Consider the following 19174-nt stretch of genomic DNA (forward strand, 5'->3'; position numbering starts at 1 on the left):
TAAGAATATTAAAATTGGTATTTTCAACACAGATGCTATTTAGACTTAAAACAATATTCTAAAAAACTTTTCTACGTAATTTAATTCCTGTACATCATTCACTGCATAAAGTGGTATAGTTTGCTGCTCTATACCTGGTATTTCTATAAAAATTTTACCTACTTCTTGCCCTTTTTTAATAGGTGCAGGTATCATATCTTTATATTCAACACGCACCTTAATTTTATCACGTAGATTGCGGTTATAAGTTATGGTGACATCATTTGCAACTGTGGCAGATACTTTTCTCTCCTTTCCGTATAGAACATTTATTTCCTCAACTACACTATCCTTAGCAAATATTTTCTTAGTATTAAAATGATTGAAGGAATATTGTATCAGTCTTTTTGCTTCTTCTATTCGCTCTTTTTCAGTGTTTAAGCCATTTACAACAGCGAAAATTCTCCTATCGTTTCGTTTTGCAGAAACTACAATGCCGTAACCACCAGCGTTTGTATAACCTGTCTTTAAGCCATCAACTCCAATATCATGAAAAAGTAAAAGATTTTTATTTTTTTGTATGATATCGTTATATGTTAGATATTGTTTAGAAAATAAATCATAATATTCAGGGAAATCAGTAAAAATCCTTTTTGCTAGTACTACCAAATCTTTTGCACTCATGAAATGATCTTTATCCGGCCACCCGCTTGAATTGACAAAGTAACTGTCGCTTAGGTTCAAATTTTGTGCAACTTCGTTCATTTCAACCACGAAATTCTCTTCTGACCCGGCAATGCCCTCAGCTAACGTTATGCAGGCATCGTTACCCGAGACCGTTGTAACTCCTTCAAGCAATTCTTTCACTGTAACAGATTGACCTTCCTTTAAAAACATAGAAGAGCCTTTTCTTTCCCACGCTTTTCTACTTACTCGAAATTTATCCTTCATGTCTATTATTCCAGCTTTTAAATAATCGAAGGCTACATATAAAGTCATTAGCTTGCTCATTGAAGATGGAGACATCTTTTCGTCGGAATTATGCTCAAAAATGAACAAGTCTGAGGCTAAATCTAAAACTACTGCTTGCTTTGCTTTAGTTCTAAATTGGTATGAATATGAAGAAAAAGGAAGCGTAGAAACTAACAGCAGGATTACCAATTTGTCTAATATATTCATAATTTCAAATGTGTAATACACTAATTAATAGTATAATTTTGTATGCGCATTTCAATGAAATTAAGGTAAAACTTTTATATGTACGGTATAATAGATTTTGTATAGCTGCTGCAGATATTAATGTATAGAATTGTAAGCTCAAACATTTTAAAATATAAGAACTGTGAGCCAAAAATAGACGAGAGTGCTTTCATTGCAGGAGATTCGCATATTATAGGCAAGGTTGAAATAGGAAGAAAGGCGAGCATTTGGTTTAATTGTGTGATCAGGGGAGATGTTGGGTCAATCAAAATAGGTGATGGAACGAACATTCAAGATGGCACAGTAATTCATGTAGATAGAAATCCTGGTGGCGATACAATTATTGGCGATATGGTAACAGTGGGACATTTTTGTATGTTACACGCATGCACGGTGCATGATAAAGCACTTATTGGTATGGGTTCTATTGTAATGGATCATGCAATTGTAGAATCTGAAGCTATGGTAGCTGCTGGTTCACTAGTAACACATAGAAAAGTGATAAAAAGTGGGGAAATGTGGGCTGGCAGGCCAGCAAAATTCTTTAAAAAGATTTCAGATGAAGAAGTTAAATATATTACACAATCAGCACAAAATTATATTATGTTAATGAAAAAATATAAGAATTAAAGATTAAAAACATACGCGTCAAGTTAAAATGAGATGGAAAGATGAAGGCATTATTATAGCTGCTAAAAAGTACGGTGATAAAAGCTTAATTCTTTCTCTGTTCATGAAAAACCATGGAAAGTGCAGAGGACTAACTCGGTTGACAAAAGATAGCAGTTATAAATTTCAGGTGAGTAATCTATTACATGCAGAATGGAGTGCTAAGCTACCTGAAAATCTAGGATTTTTTAAGTGTGAATTGATAGAATCTCCATTTCACCACTTCTTTCAGGATAGCTTAAAAAGCATCACTATTGCTTCTTTTTCTTCTATCTTAGAAAAAGTACTTCCAGAGAGCGAGCCTTGTGCCGTGCTATATGATAACTTTCAGTATTTCATCGATGTAATTAAGCATGGTAGTGAGCCTTGGCAAGGCCATTACCTTAACTTAGAGCTTTTGCTTCTTGCACAGTTGGGGTTTAAGTTAGATCTATCTAAATGCGCTGTAACGGGTGTTAAGGAAAATTTACAATTTATTTCTCCAAAAACTGGTAGAGCGGTGTCAAAGAAAGTAGGAGATTATTATGCGGATAAACTATTACCTTTTCCACAAATGCTGCATGACGTGTATAATAATAACCTACAAAACAGCTACTCATATCAAGAATTTCAATTAGGATTAAAAGTTACAGGATATTTTTTAAATAAGTATCTATTTTCGCAGCTAAATATGAGATTTCCAGAATCAAGAAACCTTATACTATCACTTTAACCTTACATCTTCATCAGAATTGAGCCTGAAGGTAGATTATTCGTAGCAGAATCTAGCTGTCTTTCAAAGTTATTGAGTAACTTGCGCTAAAGGAAAAAACTTCTCTTTCTTCTCTTTTAGATACTTGCTTACCCCGTGCTTATACGCTCATAAATCTTAGCTGAAGCCTCTAAGTTGCTTAAAAATGGCTTGTCACTCTGTGATAAAAGCCTAGGGGTAGCCACGAGTAATTGCAGTACACTCACATTAATTTTAATATTCCTTGCTTCAAGAGAAGGTAAATAAAGACTTTATTTTACATCTGCATTAAAAATTCTACGTAAAAACTTTTCTTGCCCTTTTTCTTAGAGTATGTTGATAGTATGGACACAGTTCCAAGTAAGCAATTCCATAACATTTGAATGACCTTTCCTTCCTGGCAGTATCAATTGGCTTTTCACCACAATCGTTTTTAATACTAGCATTAGCACCTCTACCTAGAAGAAACTTTATAACTTTTCTGGATAATCTTCTTGAGCAGCAAAACGTAATAGTGTATTACCTATTTCTCCAATATCATCAATGCTTATCCTTGATTAAGAAAAATTCTACAACGTTTTTGTGCCCACCGGAAGCGGCCCTATGCACTGGCTTACTTCCATAAGCATTTTCAACGTTAATGCTTTTTCCCTTTCTGGCAAGAAATTTCACAACTTCTAAGCATCCTCTTTGAACAGCGTAATGCAATGATATTCAATCATCTTTATCATAGTCACTAATATTCAGTTCTTGGTTGAGGAAAAACTCTACAACATTCTTGTGAACATGCATAGCAGCAAGATTTAAAGCCTTAAACCCATTAGCACGTTCAGCATAAATATTTGTTACAAGAAATTTTACAACCTCCAACTCGCCATAATGGAAAGCGTAGTGTAGCGGTATATGACCACCTGTACTAGCACTATCAACACTTACTCCTCGGTCCGTAATTATGGTAATCCCAGAAACATCAACAGCATTTACATGGCAAAAAATTAAACATAAGATGCTAACTATATAATACTTTATTATTTTAATCTGCACAGATTGAAGATAACTTAATACCTTTAGTATCAGGATAAGTGGGCTAACGAGGTTTGTCAAGTGCTTTTTTTGTGGTAGTATAAAGGAGCCCCGTCAAAATCTTCTCAATAAGGGCAAAGCAACAAGGAGCGAACCAAAAGCGATAAGGAAGGATCCAAACCAGATTATAGGCATTCCAGGTTTGTAGTGTACTTTAGTGGCGATCTTGTTTTTATTTTTATCAATCTCGCCAATTACAATATAAATATCAGAAAATAAATTGTGGTAAATACTGCTTTCAATATTTTTCTGACCCTCCACAAGATAAAATCTATATTCAGGGGTTACTTCACCTAGTATCTTGTTGTTCAACAAATTTCTAATATCCATTGTGCCTCTCACTGCATGGAAATTCTTCTTTTTTATAAATTCAGTATTTCGTAAAGTAACTTTGAATTTGTTGACTGTTATGCTATCTCCTATTTTTAGGTAATTTTCTTTTTTTTCTTGCCAACCGACTGAATAGGCTATACCAAGTACTAGAATTGCTACCCCAGCATGAGCTAACATCATAGCATAGTAAGACTTGGAAACTCTTCTTACTAATGAAATTGATTCACTAAATGCCACTTTAAATAAACGAATTCTTTTGCTATATGCTTCTAAAACAAAGACTAATAGTGCCATGGAGATTGTAATTGATAGCACAATCATTAGCTCCATATGAAAGATAAACGGTAAGATGGCTGCAGCACTACAGAATGAGAGTCTATATTCATGGAATATTGGTAACAAGCTATTCCCCTGCCAACGGCAGTATTGTCCTACCATGGTAAGCACTAGAATAGCCAGTGCAATAGGATTAAATAAGGAATTGTAGTACGGTGCTCCAACTGAAATGAGTTCACCGGTTAAATATTTAAGCATTGTAGGGTATAGAGTGCCAATAAACACGATGAAAAAGGCAGTAATTAATAATAAATTGTTCATCAGTATCATTGTAAAGCGGGACAAAATAGGAAAGTTTTGCTTTGGTGTATTCTTTGGTGTCATGCCAGCATGTGACTGCATACTTTTTCCCTGGATCCCAATATCAGCTAATTGGATGATAGGTGGTAATGTAAGAGATCCGCTCTTTTTCGTAAATGCCACAAATATTGCTAAGCTACTGGCTGTAATTACACCAAGTAAAGCCAGTATATACAGCCCATATCCTGGATCATCTGCAAACGTGTGAACTGAAGAAAGTATTCCAGAGCGGACTAAAAATGTTCCAGTTACACTCAATATGAAAGTTGTGAGCGTAAGCAAAATGGCAAAGTTCCTTAAAATATTGAAATTTCGTACCACGAGTAACAGATGCGTCAGTGCTACTGCAATTAACCATGGCATTAAAGAAACGTTTTCTACTGGATCCCAAAACCAAAATCCACCCCACCCAAGTTCGCGGTATGCCCACCAACTGCCAAGGCTAATACCCAAGGTAAGTAGCGACCAAGAAACAAGTACCCAGGGCCTGACAATTTTAGCCCAAGTGTCTCCTTCGATGTTTATAATTAACCCAGCTATAGAGAGCGAAAAGGGAACGCTAAATCCAAGGTACCCCAAATATAATATTGGTGGATGAATGGCAAGGCCTATGTCCTGCAATATCGGATGAAAACCAAGGCCATCTGTTTCTATGCTTGGCATTTTAGTAAAAGGATCGGACTTAAGTAAAGTAAACAGCGAAAAACAAAAGCAGATTAAGCCTTGAGTGATCAAGGATACTTTCTTCAATTCACTGTTATCACCAATAAAAATATCCATTAGAAATAGGTAAAAAGTAAGCACTAAGGTCCAAAGCAACATAGACCCTTCTTTATTTCCCCAAACGCCACAGATTTTATAGATCAAAGGTTTTGTCGTATGAGAGTGGTAATATACGTTTTCGAGTGAGAAATCGTTTATAATGTGGCAGTAGATCAAAATAGCCATTGATACTGATATACAGAAGAATATGGCAGTGGTAATGAATCGGTAAGAATTGAACGGTAGAAATAGATATGTTAAGGACAACAAGCAGGACAACAGTAGTAATATATTCCCAAGCTCAGGCATAAATCATAGTTACTTGTATAAATAATATTACTAATAATAAGTTAGAAGTTAAAGTTTTAATATAGGAACAAAGTATAAAAAATTTACTTGGCAAACTTCGTCAGCCTCCTTACCATAGTATTGAAGACACTTATTTATCTTCAGTCTATGCAGATAAAATGCAAAAAAACTTAATGTATTTAGCATCTCATGTTTAACTTTTTGCACTATGTGTACTTATGTCTTTTACATTGTTGTCTACATTGTTAGCTAATGCTGTAAATTGCACCTACTGGGGACTTAAACTTAAAAACTCCAACATTATAAAATAGATAGTGAATAACTAGCTAATGAGTTTTTCTTGCCTTTTTTCCCGTTTGGTAAATTTCTTAAGAGTTTATAACTAAAGCAAAAAAGTATCTAGCATTTAGAATTTTTAAAATACCAGTTTGCCCTAGAGAAATTATCTAAAGTAAAAAAAGAAGAGCTCATAAAGGACTTTTTACTAAGTCATGTTAGTTCGTTCAAAAAAAGTACCTAAATCGCATGGTAAAAGAGAAGATGCTATAGCAATACTATCAAATGATGAGTGAAGAAATGTTTATAATAGAGACGTAGAGATAGAAGTATTATATAAATGGTATCGCAGGCAAAAAGTAAATCCAAGTATGCACTTGAAGGAAGAGAACGGAAAGAAAACCTAAGGGAAACAGGTGGGTCAATAGTCAGCATAATTAATGACATAAAAAAATAGAGAGGCAATACTTAAGAGAATTGCTGGATATCAGGAGAAAATTTGTTACAATTTAACCTAAATTAAGAGAGATATTCAAAAGCATGCAGCAAGAAATAAGAAGCTCATGTGGTATAGAAGAATTCGAGGAATTAGCCGTATAATGTGCTGAAGCAAAACAATTTGATAAAATTGTGACTTGGCTTTGATTTGCTTGTCGAACATACAGAACAAATTAGACACTTAGCTGGGAAAAATGGAAAATCCTTTAACAGAGCTGGAAGAAACTTCGCACATTAATGGTAAAACTGAAGTGACTAGATTGTAACCTGTTTGACACTGAGATCTGATGCAGTTACTCTAACCTAGGCTTTATATTTCTCATAGGGTATCATCATATTGTATGCGCTATACTGGTGGTGACAAGAGAAAAAAGCAATGCTTTTCTTCTAGTAGACTCAAACTACAACCTTTGCATACGATTAAAAAGGCAAAATTTTGAAATAATGAAAACAATCGGTACTCTAATTCAAGAGGGATCAAAGCTATTATCATCTCATAAAGTTGAATCACCGTATTTGGACTGCGAAATTATTATGCAGCATGTTCTTGACGTAGAAAGATCGTTCATAATTATGAACTACGCTGATCAAGTATCGATAAAAAAAGAACAGCTATTTTGGAAATTGACGAAAAAAAGAGCAGAAAGGTACCCAATATCGCAAATAATAGGCAACCGTGAATTCTGGAGTAAGAATTTTATAGTCAATCGGCACGTTTTGGACCCAAGAGCAGATAGTGAAATACTAGTCTCAGCAGCGTTAAAATATTATCCAAACAAGAAGCAGGAAATGGAAATTGCAGATTTTGGTACAGGCACAGGTTGTTTATTGATATCCGTACTTAGTGAATATGAACATGCTGTTGGTGTCGGTTTTGAAAAAAGCTTAAAAGCATATAAAGTTGCCTGTCAGAACATGGAAAAACATAATCTACTTGGCAGAGCTAAAATGTTCCCAAGTTCTTGGACAGAGTGCAAAGGCTTATTCGATCTTATAATCAGCAATCCTCCATATATTAGAAGAGACAAATTAAAAGACCTGCAAGCTGAAGTGCAAAAAGAGCCAAAAATTGCTCTTGATGGTGGAATTGACGGCTTAAGCTGTTACTTGAGTATTTTTCCAATATTGAAAAGGTGCCTTAAGAAAAATGGGTTTGCAATACTGGAAATAGGTGAAGATCAAAATGATATTGACAAAATAGTTCCCTCGTATGAGCTAGCTTTTCAGGAATACATGTATGATTTAGCAGGAATGAAAAGGTGCATTGTTATAAAAAGAACATAGCTAATGTTTTCTTGTATTATCTCTGTCACCCTGTACTGTCATCCCTTACTTTGCTGTGCCAGTGTTTGACACTGGCATTCATATTTCCTTTTTTCTAGATTCCAGGTTGGTTATCTGGATAACAAGAAGAGGGCACTAGAATAACACCAAGAAAAGCTATCATCTTCTCTAGAAGAACAACATGTTTAAACCTTGCTAGCAAAATGAAAAGTAAGACCAGCTTCTATACCGTGTGTGGCAAATAATGTACTACCTATATTTATGCTACCTGTCTGATTATCTGATGCTGGGTGATTCTTATTGAATACCTGGCTTACACGGCTACCATCGTTGTTTAATTGGTTCAATACTTGTGTTGTAAGGTCAAAATTACTGCCAATAACACCAAAATGTCTATACCCGATGTGCATATTTACACTTTCATTTATGCTGTAACCTAAGCCAGCTTTCACTTGGTATGCAGGCCTTATTGATGTTGTTTCAAACATCTTCATCCTTGTTGCACCAACCCCAGCTCCAACATAAGGTGAAAAAGAGAGACCATCATTTTTCCAATAGTAATAAGCATTAGCCATTACAGATGCATTCTCAACTTTGTCATTATTGACTTGAATACCGTACCCATAAGTTTTTTTGTTATTGCCTTCACCAATATCTTTTAAGTGTGATATACTTATTCTGTTGCCTTCTAAGCCAATATTATCCACTTTTATAGAAGAATACATTCCTTCTAATTCAGTTCTATAGCTGTTGTTCCCTAATTTTCTTTCATAACCAAATGCCATGTTTGCAGCAAAAAGAGGGTTATAACTTGGCTGGTATTTGCTTAAAAACTGACCTTTTGTTCTCAAATTACCCACATCATTTACAGATATCTTATCACCTTTTGCTTGTAGTTCACTCATGCTATTAAAAAATTGACCATGGTATCCACCACCAAAGTAGAATCCTTCTGTTTCACTTGCAAAAGACTGTTGTGACAACAGTAAAGTAAATGCTGTAACCGCTAATGTTTTTTTATTGCTCATCATACTTCCCTAATTTAAATTAGCTAATTTAATACTAATTAATTAAAAATGGCTTAATGTGAAAAGCTTAACGATTTACATAACCTGTTTTCTGAGCTAAAAGAATAAGACAAAATTGACTTTACTTTCCATTACTTTTTGGTTTATCACCATCATCTTCATCTTCAAATTCGTCATCGAATTCATCATCATATTTTTCTTCTTTAGGTTTATCGTCGCCTTTAAGTTTGCCATAATCTTCCTCATCATCAAACCCGTCAACATCTTCATCATCGATCTCTTCTTCTTTAAGCTCATCATCGATCTCTGATTCATCGTATACTGCATCTTTAGTTTGAGCCTCAACAAGATAATCAGCAGCGTTAGGCCCTTCAGTAGCGTTGTTTCCTTTGTTATCAACCTTACTTTTGTTAGCACCAGAAAAAACTTTGTTTGGGTCATATGGCTCCTGTGTAGGTACATAAGTCTGCTTGAGTAGTTTTCTTGTGAAAGTGTTATCACTGTAGTATAAGATCTTCTTTGATTTAATTGGGTAAGTCGATTCTATCAAAATTATCTGTTCATCACGTGGCAACATAATAATTTCTTGAGGTAACAACAATGCTCTTTGCGTTTCAGAGATATGCAACGATCTTGATGCAGGATTCAAGTCTAAAAACTTAGGTTTGTTCAATGATTCTTGTTGTACAGTTTTGTTTCCTATAAGTTGCGATATTAAGTTAGCTGTCTCAATGTTATTAGCTGCAAAAGTTATTCTATAAGTTGAGTTTGATAAAAAGGAGTTCATTCCTGCTTCTTCGTATATTCCTTTAAGTTGTTCAGTATCTTGAACAATTAAGAATAATCTAACTCTATAGCCACGAAAATATGCAATACCTGTTTGAAATTGCTCCATTTTTCCAAGTGTAGGAAACTCATCCATTAAAAACAACACGCCATAAGGCTCATCATCCGACGGCAATTTTCTACACAAGAACTCAGTTGCTTGCTGGTAAAAAACTTGCATTAAAGGTTTTAACCTGTTTAAGTTGTCTGGAGTTAACCCAACATAAACTGTAACTTTCTTCCTCTTAAAATCTAGAATATTAAAGTCACTTGATGCAGTTGCAGTATCAATCAATGGGTTTGCCCATAGCTCAAGAGATGAGTTCATGGTTGAGACGACACCTGACCTTTCTTTGTCAGCTTTCTGCAAAAAAGCAGCAATGTTCATATATGCCACAGGATGTATTATTTTGCCCATTGTGTCCAAAACAACAGCAAGATTGTAAACTACGTCATCGCTACGCATCGTGCGCACAACTTCACCAAAAGATTTAACTTTTTCTGGTGCAGCAAGTAGGTATAATACTACTCCAACAAATAAGCTTCTTGCTTCATTTTGCCAAAAGTCTTGTTCAGGCATAATCAAGTTGGCTATTTTTTGCACATCATCAACCATTTGTCCAGGTTTTTCGCTAATCCATTCTAATGGATTATAGCAGTGGCTTATTCCATCTGGCTGCGCTGGGTTCCATACGTATACCTTTTGCCCTTGTCGTTCTCGCCAACCACTTGTTATTTCATAATTTTCTAATTTTATGTCGTGTACAATTACTGAGTCAGTCCAAAATAATAAATTAGGAATTACAAAACCAACACCCTTACCAGAACCTGTAGGCGCAAATAGCAACGCGTGTTGATATCCATCAGCAATGAAGTAGCCTCTTTTATCCTTACCAAGCAATAGCCCCTTTTTACTTCTTAATCCTGCCTTTCGTATTTCTTTTTCTGACGCCCATTTTGAGTCTCCGTGGAGTGATTCTTTCTTTCTAAACGGCCGCCACTCGATTATTCTTTCTCTTAAATTCCACAAAATAATCATTAAAACAACAACAGGCAATGCAGAAGATATAATTAATTTGATCTTAAGCTCGAGACTATATAACTCTGGATGATGCCAACAATTTTGTATATGATCAAAAATTGTTGGCCAAAGAGCTTGAGGAAAAGGCGTCAATCCGGGGCGAATTGCCTTAAAGTCTAAACCATCTGGACCATCAACAAATAGATAAAACAGTATACCAGATAAATAGAAACAAAATTCTAGTATACTAAAAGCCACAACACCCCCTATTAAAATATTGCGTAGATGATTCCCGCTATGACTCATAAACTACTTTTTCTTAATTATGTGTAAATTTAAGCATTTTCATTCGAAGATTTAGTAAATAATATCTCAGAAATGCTTCTTTTTCCCCCACTAGTTCTTTTTAGCTGGATAACAATATCAATCACATTTCTAATATATGGTATAATCTGATCTGGAGGAATACCAAGATTTGCTTGCATGACCATCAATTTTATTTGCTCGAGGGCCATTGTTGGACTATCCGCATGAAGGGTCGATATTGACCCAGGGTGGCCAGTATTTATTGCCCTAAGAAAACTAAAAGCTTCCGCTCCACGGAGCTCACCAACTATTATTCTATCTGGCCTTAAACGTAAGCACGCTTCTATTAAGTCCTGAGTGGTCACTTTTGCCCTACCCTGCCCTCCTTTGGAGGCAATGAGGTGCACTCTGTTTGGATGATCATTCAAAACGATTTCCCTTGCATCCTCAACAGTGATAATTCTTTCTTCAGCCGGAATAGCACGTAAAGTAGCATTAGTAAAAGTGGTTTTACCGGTAGAAGTTCCACCACTAATTATGATATTTTTCTTGTTCATTACAGCATATTCTAAAAACTCTTTTATTTTCTTTTGCTTTAACAGCAAATTCAGGTGGCGATTCACTGGACTATCAATTACTTCTATAGCAGTTTCAGAAAAAGCTCCCATTTTTTCATAATCGTCCAATGCTAATTGTAGACCAGAGGGTTTACGAATTGACATGACTACTTTATCAGGCTCACATGCTGGCGGGAATACTATCTGTATACGATAACCATTCGGTAGTGTGGCTGAAAGTAATGGTGCTTCTTCGCTAAGCTTTTGTTCTGTAGCTTGAGCAATTAGTCTACCAAGAGATTTTAGATGGTTAAGATCGAATATTTCTAGTTTTTCACACCTTATTTCACTGCGATTTTCAATCCAGACTTCCTTTGGCTTATTTATTGATATTTCATTTACGCCTTCCTCTTGAAATATGCCTTGTAATGGCTCTAAATATGTGTCAAGTGCAGCATAGTTCATTTCACTGATTTAATATTGTTTGTGGAGGAAATACTATATCTTGGTTAACGAATACTTTTAATGCGGTGCCTTGATCAACGTAAACAGTTGGTTTTTTATCTGTAGATCTGTTGACTATATCTCGCATATCTTTAGAGAAATCATCGATTGATTTTCCAATTGCTTCTTCATAAACAGACTTGTTTTTTCTCTGAATAGGTCTTAACAGTTGGCTTACATCTTCTAGGCCTATGTTCACCTTGTCTTCCCCAATTCCTAGCGACTCTGCTATTTCCTTTTTAAATATCCTCAACAAATCTTGCTCGTTTTGAGCATTACGAACTCTTCCAATAGCCCCAAGGTCCAGTTTCCACTTTTCTCCTAGTGCGTTCTCGACTATACTTTTAGCTGTACTATCGTCCTGTAGACCCTTAATAACAGTACCTTTGAGTGGAAAAGTATCTATTTCAGTTGCAGTGATGGATTGTATTGCATCTATGGCAGTTAACGTATCGATAAGATTAGGGGCCTTTTGTCCTATAACAGCTGAACCAATTGAGACACCTGCAAGCAATATTGAAGAAAATAATGCACTTGTTATTTTGTTATCAACTATTCCAGCTATACCCGCTCTACCAAGCTCATCGGTACCAGGTGATGAAATAGCAATATCTATTCCATGAGGAAGAATGATCCTATTCCAATTTATGTTTATGCGGGCTCTTGTAACATCCGAGTCAAATGAATAACCGCCTATTAATCTTGAACCTTTGGGTATTAAAACTGTATCACCAGTTTCTGCATAAACGTTGCTACTAACTACGGCACGCAGCACTCCTTGTAGATCAGAATCTATTGCAGTTTCAAGAACAGCATCAATAATTTTGCCTTGAGTGATCATAAACACGAGTTTTCCCACTCTGGTAGCTATGCTTGCCTGTGCCGGAGTGTTGGATAAAATGGTATCGGCAGTCTTATCTTCTTTGTTATCACTAGCTGAAATTGCTAACATTTGTGTGCTACGCCTATCTTTAGGGTAACCACCGCTTCCTATCGTAGGAAATGAGGTAGGTAAGTTGCTAGTAGTACTACCATAAGGAAAGTTTTGCTTTGGCAAGACGGGTATATTGGATACAGAGGCTTCTTTTGATTTTTCTTCTTTTTTTACTACTCCTTCTTTTTTAGTCTGCTTTACTTCTGGTATAACTTGTGGCATAGTAAGAGGAGGTAAAGGTGGCAATGAATCAGTAATCGTCCTTTCAGGAACTATTGTATTTTCTGGAACTTGTTCCAACTTTCCTTTCAACTCTTGAATATTTTGCTTTATTTCTTCTTTTTTAATGATTTCTACATTCTCTTCGTTGCGAGAAGGTCTAAAATAGAAATAATATACCCCGACGACCAGAATCACTAAAATAATAACCATTAATGCTCTGTGACCTTGATTAGAGCCAACTGTTACTACCTTGCTTTCTATTTCTGATTCATCTTCTGAATTATTACGCCCTTCTTTATTCATATTATACGTACCACAACTAAAGTGACCTGTTTATGATTTCAACTTCATCATTTTCATAACGCATGAACAACTTCTTATGTACCCCTTTTATTATAACATAACCATCAAACAACAACCTTTTACAAGGCAGTCTAGTTTTACCATCTTTTGCAAAAATCTGAGGTATCTTATTACTATCCCTGAATTTAAAATAGGTTAAATAGCCATCATCAAATAACTCAATCGGTATCATATCCGCATTGCCACCTTCATCGATATATGTATAATTGTATTTCGTATCATTTTCCTGTATTATCTTCTCTGGCCTATCTACAACATATTGCATTTGAGTAGGTGCTGATATTTCATCTAAATCAATATCAAATTCATCTTCTTCTTTAGGGTAATAAAAACGTACTACGTAAGATATATCTTTTTCAGCAGAATAATCATGACTCACTTTCTCAGCATCAGTATCTGGGTATTTATCGTAGTTTGGCCTTGAGATTAAATCAAAAATATAATTCCTTTTTTTAGTTGTCGTAATAATCATATTAGTGCGGCTACTAACTTCAAATGGCATAATAAGCAATTTGTTGTCATAAGGACTAATCCTCCAACTTGATGCGTCGCCAACAGCAATATTTTTAACTTTCTCTCCTTCTGCAAACTCAATATAAGAATAGTAACCTTGACTAAAAATAACCGTGAACACTTCGTTAGGGCTGTACACAAAAGTTTTTATTCTACTGTCTACGGAAATGGGCTTACTGTAGTTGATTAATGCATTTAAATTGCTACTTGTCAGTAAAGCTAAAACTAATAATACTCTATACATATTCATCATCTACCCTATAAGAAGTAACTTGAAACCCTAATGGGTTAACATATCTTTGCTGATCATTCATTTCAAGTGGTGCATACCTGTATGACATGATAACTATCTTGTTTTTCCTTATAGAACTTCCATCTTCTCGTATAAATTCTACAGTAAATCTCACCTGAAAAGTATCGTCATCTAATTTCTGAGTTGAGCGAATCTTAAAATCATTTTTGACGAAGCCTGAATATAAATTCAAAAGGTCATCCATATTTTGTAATCTTATGTAATTCTTAAATTCATTATATACATTAGGCGAGGAAAATAATCTCACTTTTGTATAATAGTTATAATTGTAGTTATATGGATCAAAAACTTCTCTTGCTTTTATGTATTCTGCAATAAAATGATTGTTTAGTACCTCATCCGCAGAATATTGTTTTACTGTGACAGGGTCAACTAATTGCACTATTCCTGATTTTTTTTCAATTTCTATAACGAACGGTTCAATAGTGCTGCTAGTGCTAATCTTAAATATAGCTAATATGCCTATAAAAATAGCCACTAATAATATTAGTGTAAATAGAAGTAAAATATTTCTCTGAGCAATAATTGTGCTGTAGCGACTTGAACTCCAATCTATATCCTTATCTAATGAATCATTACTTTTTTTACGTTTAAAGAATTTTAGCATCTTAATATTCTTAAAAATCTTAACCTATATTAACGAACATAGTAAATTAACAAAGTATTTACAACAAAAAAGCTAAAAAGTTCTTAATCTGTGACCTAACCTGCTAAATTTTGTTTCTATATACGAATCGTTATACTTGTTACGTTCCATAATAAGTGGTAGACATCTTGTGACCTCTATACCATTATTTTTCAACTCTGATAGCTTTCTACCATTATTTGTAAGTAGCTGGATTTTTTTGATGCCTAATTTCTTGAGCATTTCAGCTGCAACAGCAAAACTCCTCTCATCATCTTCAAAACCCAATATTCTATTTGCATCCACAGTATCAAGGTTATATTTTCTTTGCATATCATATGCCCTTAACTTGTTAGTTAAACCAATGCCTCTACCATCTTGCATCAGGTATAGTATAATACCATTCCCAGAGTCAGTCATTATTTGAATTGCTTGATGTAACTGACTTCTGCAATCGCATGATAAGCTATCTAATAAGTCGCCTGTATAGCATGAAGAATGAACTCTTACTAATGGTTCACTATTTTTACCTGGATTGCCAATAATAATTGCGTAATGTTCTTTTCTGCCATTACAGGTCCTATAAGATATGATATTTACTTTTTGAGTCTGTTTTAAAAATAATGGTGTTTTGCATACTTCATATATATCCTGATTTTGTTGAAAGTTATTTATAAATAGCACGTCTAGTGCAATTACATCACTTTTTTCACACCAGCCTCGCATTTCATGTTCATCTTTGAAGTTCACGTCAACCACTAATGCGTATGGCAACAATTCTGAAGATTTTAGCAAAGTAATAGCGCATTCATCTATTGCCTTTGAACGTTGTAATTCCTTCGTATGATCTTCTTTTGAACAGTTTACTAAATGAAATAGTTCATCAAAATTGTTTATCAATAAGCGTTTGCTACTATGCTCCACGTTTTGAGATATGCACGTTACCTTACTTGAAGGTAGAATAACATATACCTTACCTGAAATAAGCTCGTACTGATTAAACAAGTCTTTTTCTAAAGTCTCGGCAGCAGCAACCAATAGATAATTACTTTTATCATATATTATAATTGGTAGGCCGCGCCTAATTTCGCTGATGGCCCTTTCTACTTTATTTTTATTTCGGTTTCCTATAAACATTTCACCTACATTAAACAACGACGAAAATATGGTGCGGCCGAGAAGACTTGAACTTCCAAGGCCTTATGAGCCACAGCGACCTCAACGCTGCGTGTCTACCAATTTCACCACGACCGCATTTTATTCTAGTTTTTATATAATCATTTTAAATTACTTAATCATTTTAGAATTTTTCATCTAAAGTGTCAATCTGATACTAGAATAATTTAAGAATTGCCTGTATAATTCAGTTTGTGAATTTTGTGATCATAAATTTCAATTATTTAAGATGATTTTATCACTAATTTTTAATTTGAGCTTCTATACAAATGAATATTAATATCTTTGTTTTTTTAGCTTTATCTTTTGTAACCAGCTTTAATTCTATCCAGGCACAAATATTATACACGTGGTCTCAGGTTATTCCAGACAATAAATTAAGCGTACGTGCAATCATAGACAGTAATACTTGTCCTGTTGCTTATGTTGATGGCAAAGGAGTAGAGATGTTAAATCGCAGCTCAATTAATAATGGTGATCATACTGAAACAATTTGTGAAATGATAGTAGAAACGGGTGCTCAAAACATTAGTATTGACGGTATACAAGTTCCTATATTACCAGAAAAGATTAGCAGAATTGCTTTTATTGGTGATACAGGCTGCAGAATAAATGCGTTATTTCAACAGGAATGTAATTCAGTAGATAGCTGGCCTTTTAAAAAAAATTTAGATTCTATTGCTCTTCATGAGCCAGACTTAATTGTCCACGTTGGCGATTATCATTATAGAAAAACGAAATGTAGAAATGCACAGAAGTGTGGCAATATTTATGGGTACAATAAAGAAGCTTGGTACGCCGATTGGTTTGAGCCTGCGAAAGACATTTTATTACAATCCTCCTTTCTTTTTGTTAGAGGAAACCATGAGAATTGTGATAGAGCTTATGAAGGATGGTTTAGGTACCTAGATTCACACCCTTTCTCGTCTGAAAAATGTGAAAACTTTGTTCCTGGCTGGTTTTTAGATATTGGACCGATGAAGTTTTTTATCTTTGACTCTTCGTCTGGTGAAGATATTTTTACAACTCAAAGTACAATTGATGCTTTTGAGAAACAATTTGATAAATTAACACAAGATAGTTCTGATAAGCCTACGTGGTTTTTAACTCACAGACCGCTTTGGAGATCTCCAAAAAAGGAATTTCTGACATTAAAAAGCCATGGCAATCTTACACAGATTGAAGCTTTTGGGGATAAATTTCCCAACAATGTCGCTACCATAGTTTCTGGACATATTCATATAGCTCAGATTTTATTAATGAACAATGTGCCAGACCAGATTATAGTTGGAAATGGTGGTGCGTTATTACACGCTCAAGATCAGGAACCTGTTTACCAAAACATAGAGTTTAGTTACTCAAATGGTAAAAACTACTTAGCACATGAAGTTAAAAACTTTTTTGGCTTCGGTTTTTCAATATTAAACTTAGATAATCATGAATTTACTTTCTATGATCAAAATAATGAGGAAATGTATTCTGCAAAGCTAACTGAAGACTTTAAGCTTGAGATAAATTGAGTGAAGCTACAACCTCAAGAACTCTACTTAAACATTTTTCTTAATTGATTGATTTCATCAGCGAATTCTGAGTCAGTTTTTATGAAATTTTCTATTTGTTTCACTGCATGTATAACAGTAGCGTGATCTCTGCCACCAAAGCTCCTTCCAATATCTGGCAGGCTTTTATGTGTAAATTTCTTAGCAAAGTACATAGCTATTTGCCTTGGTCTTACAAGACCGCGGAGTCTTCTATTGGAATGCATATCTGTAACCTTTATATTAAAAAACTCAGCTATTTTCTTTTGTATTTCTGCTATTGTAATTGACCTATGATTTGATCTAAGAAGGTCCATTAGAGTTTCACTAGCCGATTCTACTGTCATACTCCTTCCAATCAGTGAAGTATGAGCAACTTTATTTAATGCCCCTTCTAATTCTCTTATATTAGATCTTATGTTCCTTGCTAAGAATTCTAGGACATCCTGTGGAACATACATATTCATTTGCTCCACTTTGGCTTGCAGTATACCAAGTCTTAATTCGAAAGTTGTTTCATTAATGTCTGCTACTAATCCCCAACCTAGCCGTGATTTTATTCTTTCTTCTACTCCATCAAGATCACTAGGAGATCTATCAGCTGATATAACCAATTGTTTATTTTGATCTATCAATGCATTAAAAGTGTGAAAAAATTCTTCTTGTGTACTATCTTTACCACTGATAAATTGCACATCATCTACCATCAGTACATCTACCGATCTAAACTGTTCTTTAAATAACATAATGTCTTTGCTTCGTAGTGCTGTAATATATTGATACATGAATTTCTCTGCTGATAAATATACCACTTTTCTTTTTGCTGATGGAGAATTAACTATGTGCCAAGCTATAGCATGCATTAAATGTGTTTTACCAAGCCCCACTCCGCCATATAGAAACAGAGGATTGCTACCAGGTATTGGATCTATGGACTCTGCTACACGCTTTGCGGCTGTAAATGCTAATTCATTTGGCTTTCCCACTACGAAGTTATCAAAGGTAAATCTTGGATCTAGTGGCGAACCAAGATTATTAACACTTTCCTCTTTATTTTTTGATATGATGCTAGAACTTGAATTCTTTTCTTCGGTTACTTGAATATCAATAGAACATATACTTTTATCTTCATTCTGCCATAATAATAATATTTTTTCCATGTAGTGAACTGTAATCCACTCTTTTATAAATCTTGTTGGCACAGATAACAAAACTTCCCCATTGCTACTACTAACAAATTTAAGTGAACTTAACCAACTGTTATATGTTGCTTCCCCATAAAGGTTATAAAGGAGATTTTGGATTTTTTCCCAAGCAATATTATGATCTGTTGCTGTAACAATTTGATCGAAAAACATAGCAGAAACCTTAGGATTAATTAAGCTCATACATTACACCAAGACAAAAGCAATACTAGAAAAATATAAGATAATCAATAGTCTACTGCGAAAAGCTAATACTACTTAATACACACTAAAAATTATGGTGAT

The 19174-nt window shown here is 34.7% G+C and carries 16 protein-coding genes and 1 tRNA gene; 4 read left to right on the top strand and 13 right to left on the bottom strand.

Annotated features, from left to right (window positions below; genetic code table 11):
* Positions 1-45: 45 nt before the first annotated feature.
* Entirely contained in the window at positions 46-1152 is a 1107-nt protein-coding gene (locus WBP_RS02690) for a D-alanyl-D-alanine carboxypeptidase family protein (RefSeq protein WP_167896314.1), read from the bottom strand.
* Between the two features lie 126 nt (positions 1153-1278).
* On the opposite strand from WBP_RS02690, the gene WBP_RS02695 reads away from it, so the two are divergent.
* Both WBP_RS02695 and recO read left to right on the top strand, forming a co-directional pair.
* On the top strand, positions 1279-1809 hold the full coding sequence (locus WBP_RS02695; protein WP_167895977.1) for a gamma carbonic anhydrase family protein: 531 nt from the start codon (positions 1279-1281) through the stop codon (positions 1807-1809).
* 28 nt (positions 1810-1837) lie between these two features.
* A complete protein-coding gene (recO, locus tag WBP_RS02700; protein WP_167895978.1) occupies positions 1838-2560 on the top strand; it encodes a DNA repair protein RecO in 723 nt (240 codons plus the stop codon).
* Positions 2561-3118: 558 nt separating this feature from the next.
* Here recO and WBP_RS02705 read toward each other — a convergent pair.
* The 3 genes from WBP_RS02705 to WBP_RS02715 all read right to left on the bottom strand — a co-directional run bounded on the left by WBP_RS02705 (position 3119) and on the right by WBP_RS02715 (position 5701).
* Positions 3119-3286 (bottom strand): ankyrin repeat domain-containing protein, encoded by a 168-nt coding sequence (locus WBP_RS02705; protein WP_246165849.1) that lies wholly within the window; start codon positions 3284-3286, stop codon positions 3119-3121.
* A 6-nt stretch (positions 3287-3292) separates the two neighbouring features.
* The gene (locus WBP_RS02710; protein ID WP_167895980.1) at positions 3293-3622 is read right to left on the bottom strand and encodes an ankyrin repeat domain-containing protein; all 330 of its coding nucleotides are present in this window, start codon (positions 3620-3622) and stop codon (positions 3293-3295) included.
* Between the two features lie 93 nt (positions 3623-3715).
* Positions 3716-5701 carry a heme lyase CcmF/NrfE family subunit gene (locus tag WBP_RS02715; protein WP_167895981.1) on the bottom strand — a complete coding sequence of 662 codons (1986 nt, stop codon included), beginning with the start codon at positions 5699-5701 and terminating at the stop codon, positions 3716-3718.
* A gap of 1218 nt (positions 5702-6919) precedes the next feature.
* Between WBP_RS02715 and prmC the strand changes: the two genes are divergently transcribed.
* Positions 6920-7759 (top strand): peptide chain release factor N(5)-glutamine methyltransferase, encoded by an 840-nt coding sequence (prmC, locus tag WBP_RS02720; RefSeq protein WP_041571551.1) that lies wholly within the window; start codon positions 6920-6922, stop codon positions 7757-7759.
* A gap of 185 nt (positions 7760-7944) precedes the next feature.
* Here prmC and WBP_RS02725 read toward each other — a convergent pair whose 3' ends face one another.
* The 8 genes from WBP_RS02725 to WBP_RS02760 form a co-directional block, all read right to left on the bottom strand.
* Positions 7945-8787, bottom strand: coding sequence for a P44/Msp2 family outer membrane protein (locus WBP_RS02725; protein ID WP_167896315.1), 843 nt, complete (start codon positions 8785-8787; stop codon positions 7945-7947).
* A 121-nt stretch (positions 8788-8908) separates the two neighbouring features.
* Positions 8909-10939: a type IV secretory system conjugative DNA transfer family protein gene (locus WBP_RS02730; RefSeq protein ID WP_167895982.1), complete on the bottom strand. Its 2031-nt coding sequence runs from the start codon at positions 10937-10939 to the stop codon at positions 8909-8911.
* A 29-nt stretch (positions 10940-10968) separates the two neighbouring features.
* Complete coding sequence (virB11, locus tag WBP_RS02735; protein WP_167895983.1) at positions 10969-11961, bottom strand: P-type DNA transfer ATPase VirB11; 993 nt, start codon at positions 11959-11961, stop codon at positions 10969-10971.
* A gap of 1 nt (position 11962) precedes the next feature.
* Positions 11963-13459, bottom strand: a complete 1497-nt coding sequence (locus WBP_RS02740) for a TraB/TrbI/VirB10 family type IV secretion system protein (RefSeq protein ID WP_167895984.1) — start codon at positions 13457-13459, stop codon at positions 11963-11965.
* Between the two features lie 16 nt (positions 13460-13475).
* Complete coding sequence (gene virB9 / locus WBP_RS02745; protein WP_011256479.1) at positions 13476-14282, bottom strand: P-type conjugative transfer protein VirB9; 807 nt, start codon at positions 14280-14282, stop codon at positions 13476-13478.
* Positions 14269-14952, bottom strand: a complete 684-nt coding sequence (locus WBP_RS02750; protein ID WP_167895985.1) for a VirB8 family type IV secretion system protein — start codon at positions 14950-14952, stop codon at positions 14269-14271. Before WBP_RS02750 ends, virB9 begins: the two co-directional genes overlap by 14 nt.
* A gap of 72 nt (positions 14953-15024) precedes the next feature.
* Entirely contained in the window at positions 15025-16107 is a 1083-nt protein-coding gene (locus WBP_RS02755) for a GTP cyclohydrolase II (protein ID WP_167895986.1), read from the bottom strand.
* A 29-nt stretch (positions 16108-16136) separates the two neighbouring features.
* Positions 16137-16224, bottom strand: a tRNA-Leu gene (locus tag WBP_RS02760).
* 191 nt (positions 16225-16415) lie between these two features.
* Between WBP_RS02760 and WBP_RS02765 the strand changes: the two genes are divergently transcribed.
* Positions 16416-17666, top strand: a complete 1251-nt coding sequence (locus WBP_RS02765) for a metallophosphoesterase family protein (RefSeq protein ID WP_167895987.1) — start codon at positions 16416-16418, stop codon at positions 17664-17666.
* Between the two features lie 23 nt (positions 17667-17689).
* On the opposite strand, the gene dnaA is transcribed toward WBP_RS02765, so the two are convergent.
* Complete coding sequence (dnaA, locus tag WBP_RS02770) at positions 17690-19072, bottom strand: chromosomal replication initiator protein DnaA (protein ID WP_167895988.1); 1383 nt, start codon at positions 19070-19072, stop codon at positions 17690-17692.
* Positions 19073-19174 lie beyond the last annotated feature (102 nt).

Source organism: Wolbachia endosymbiont of Brugia pahangi (assembly GCF_012030695.1).
Classification (GTDB): Bacteria; Pseudomonadota; Alphaproteobacteria; order Rickettsiales; family Anaplasmataceae; genus Wolbachia.

What these genes read in the sequence shown, in the direction of transcription:
- WBP_RS02695 (WP_167895977.1), top strand. Translation starts at nt 1,279, where the DNA reads ATGTATAGAATTGTAAGCTCAAACATTTTAAAATATAAGAACTGTGAG.
- recO (WP_167895978.1), top strand. Translation starts at nt 1,838, where the DNA reads ATGAGATGGAAAGATGAAGGCATTATTATAGCTGCTAAAAAGTACGGT.
- WBP_RS02715 (WP_167895981.1), bottom strand. Translation starts at nt 5,701, where the DNA reads ATGCCTGAGCTTGGGAATATATTACTACTGTTGTCCTGCTTGTTGTCC.
- prmC (WP_041571551.1), top strand. Translation starts at nt 6,920, where the DNA reads ATGAAAACAATCGGTACTCTAATTCAAGAGGGATCAAAGCTATTATCA.
- WBP_RS02725 (WP_167896315.1), bottom strand. Translation starts at nt 8,787, where the DNA reads ATGAGCAATAAAAAAACATTAGCGGTTACAGCATTTACTTTACTGTTG.
- WBP_RS02730 (WP_167895982.1), bottom strand. Translation starts at nt 10,939, where the DNA reads ATGAGTCATAGCGGGAATCATCTACGCAATATTTTAATAGGGGGTGTT.
- virB11 (WP_167895983.1), bottom strand. Translation starts at nt 11,961, where the DNA reads ATGAACTATGCTGCACTTGACACATATTTAGAGCCATTACAAGGCATA.
- WBP_RS02740 (WP_167895984.1), bottom strand. Translation starts at nt 13,459, where the DNA reads ATGAATAAAGAAGGGCGTAATAATTCAGAAGATGAATCAGAAATAGAA.
- virB9 (WP_011256479.1), bottom strand. Translation starts at nt 14,282, where the DNA reads ATGAATATGTATAGAGTATTATTAGTTTTAGCTTTACTGACAAGTAGC.
- WBP_RS02750 (WP_167895985.1), bottom strand. Translation starts at nt 14,952, where the DNA reads ATGCTAAAATTCTTTAAACGTAAAAAAAGTAATGATTCATTAGATAAG.
- WBP_RS02755 (WP_167895986.1), bottom strand. Translation starts at nt 16,107, where the DNA reads ATGTTTATAGGAAACCGAAATAAAAATAAAGTAGAAAGGGCCATCAGC.
- WBP_RS02765 (WP_167895987.1), top strand. Translation starts at nt 16,416, where the DNA reads ATGAATATTAATATCTTTGTTTTTTTAGCTTTATCTTTTGTAACCAGC.
- dnaA (WP_167895988.1), bottom strand. Translation starts at nt 19,072, where the DNA reads ATGAGCTTAATTAATCCTAAGGTTTCTGCTATGTTTTTCGATCAAATT.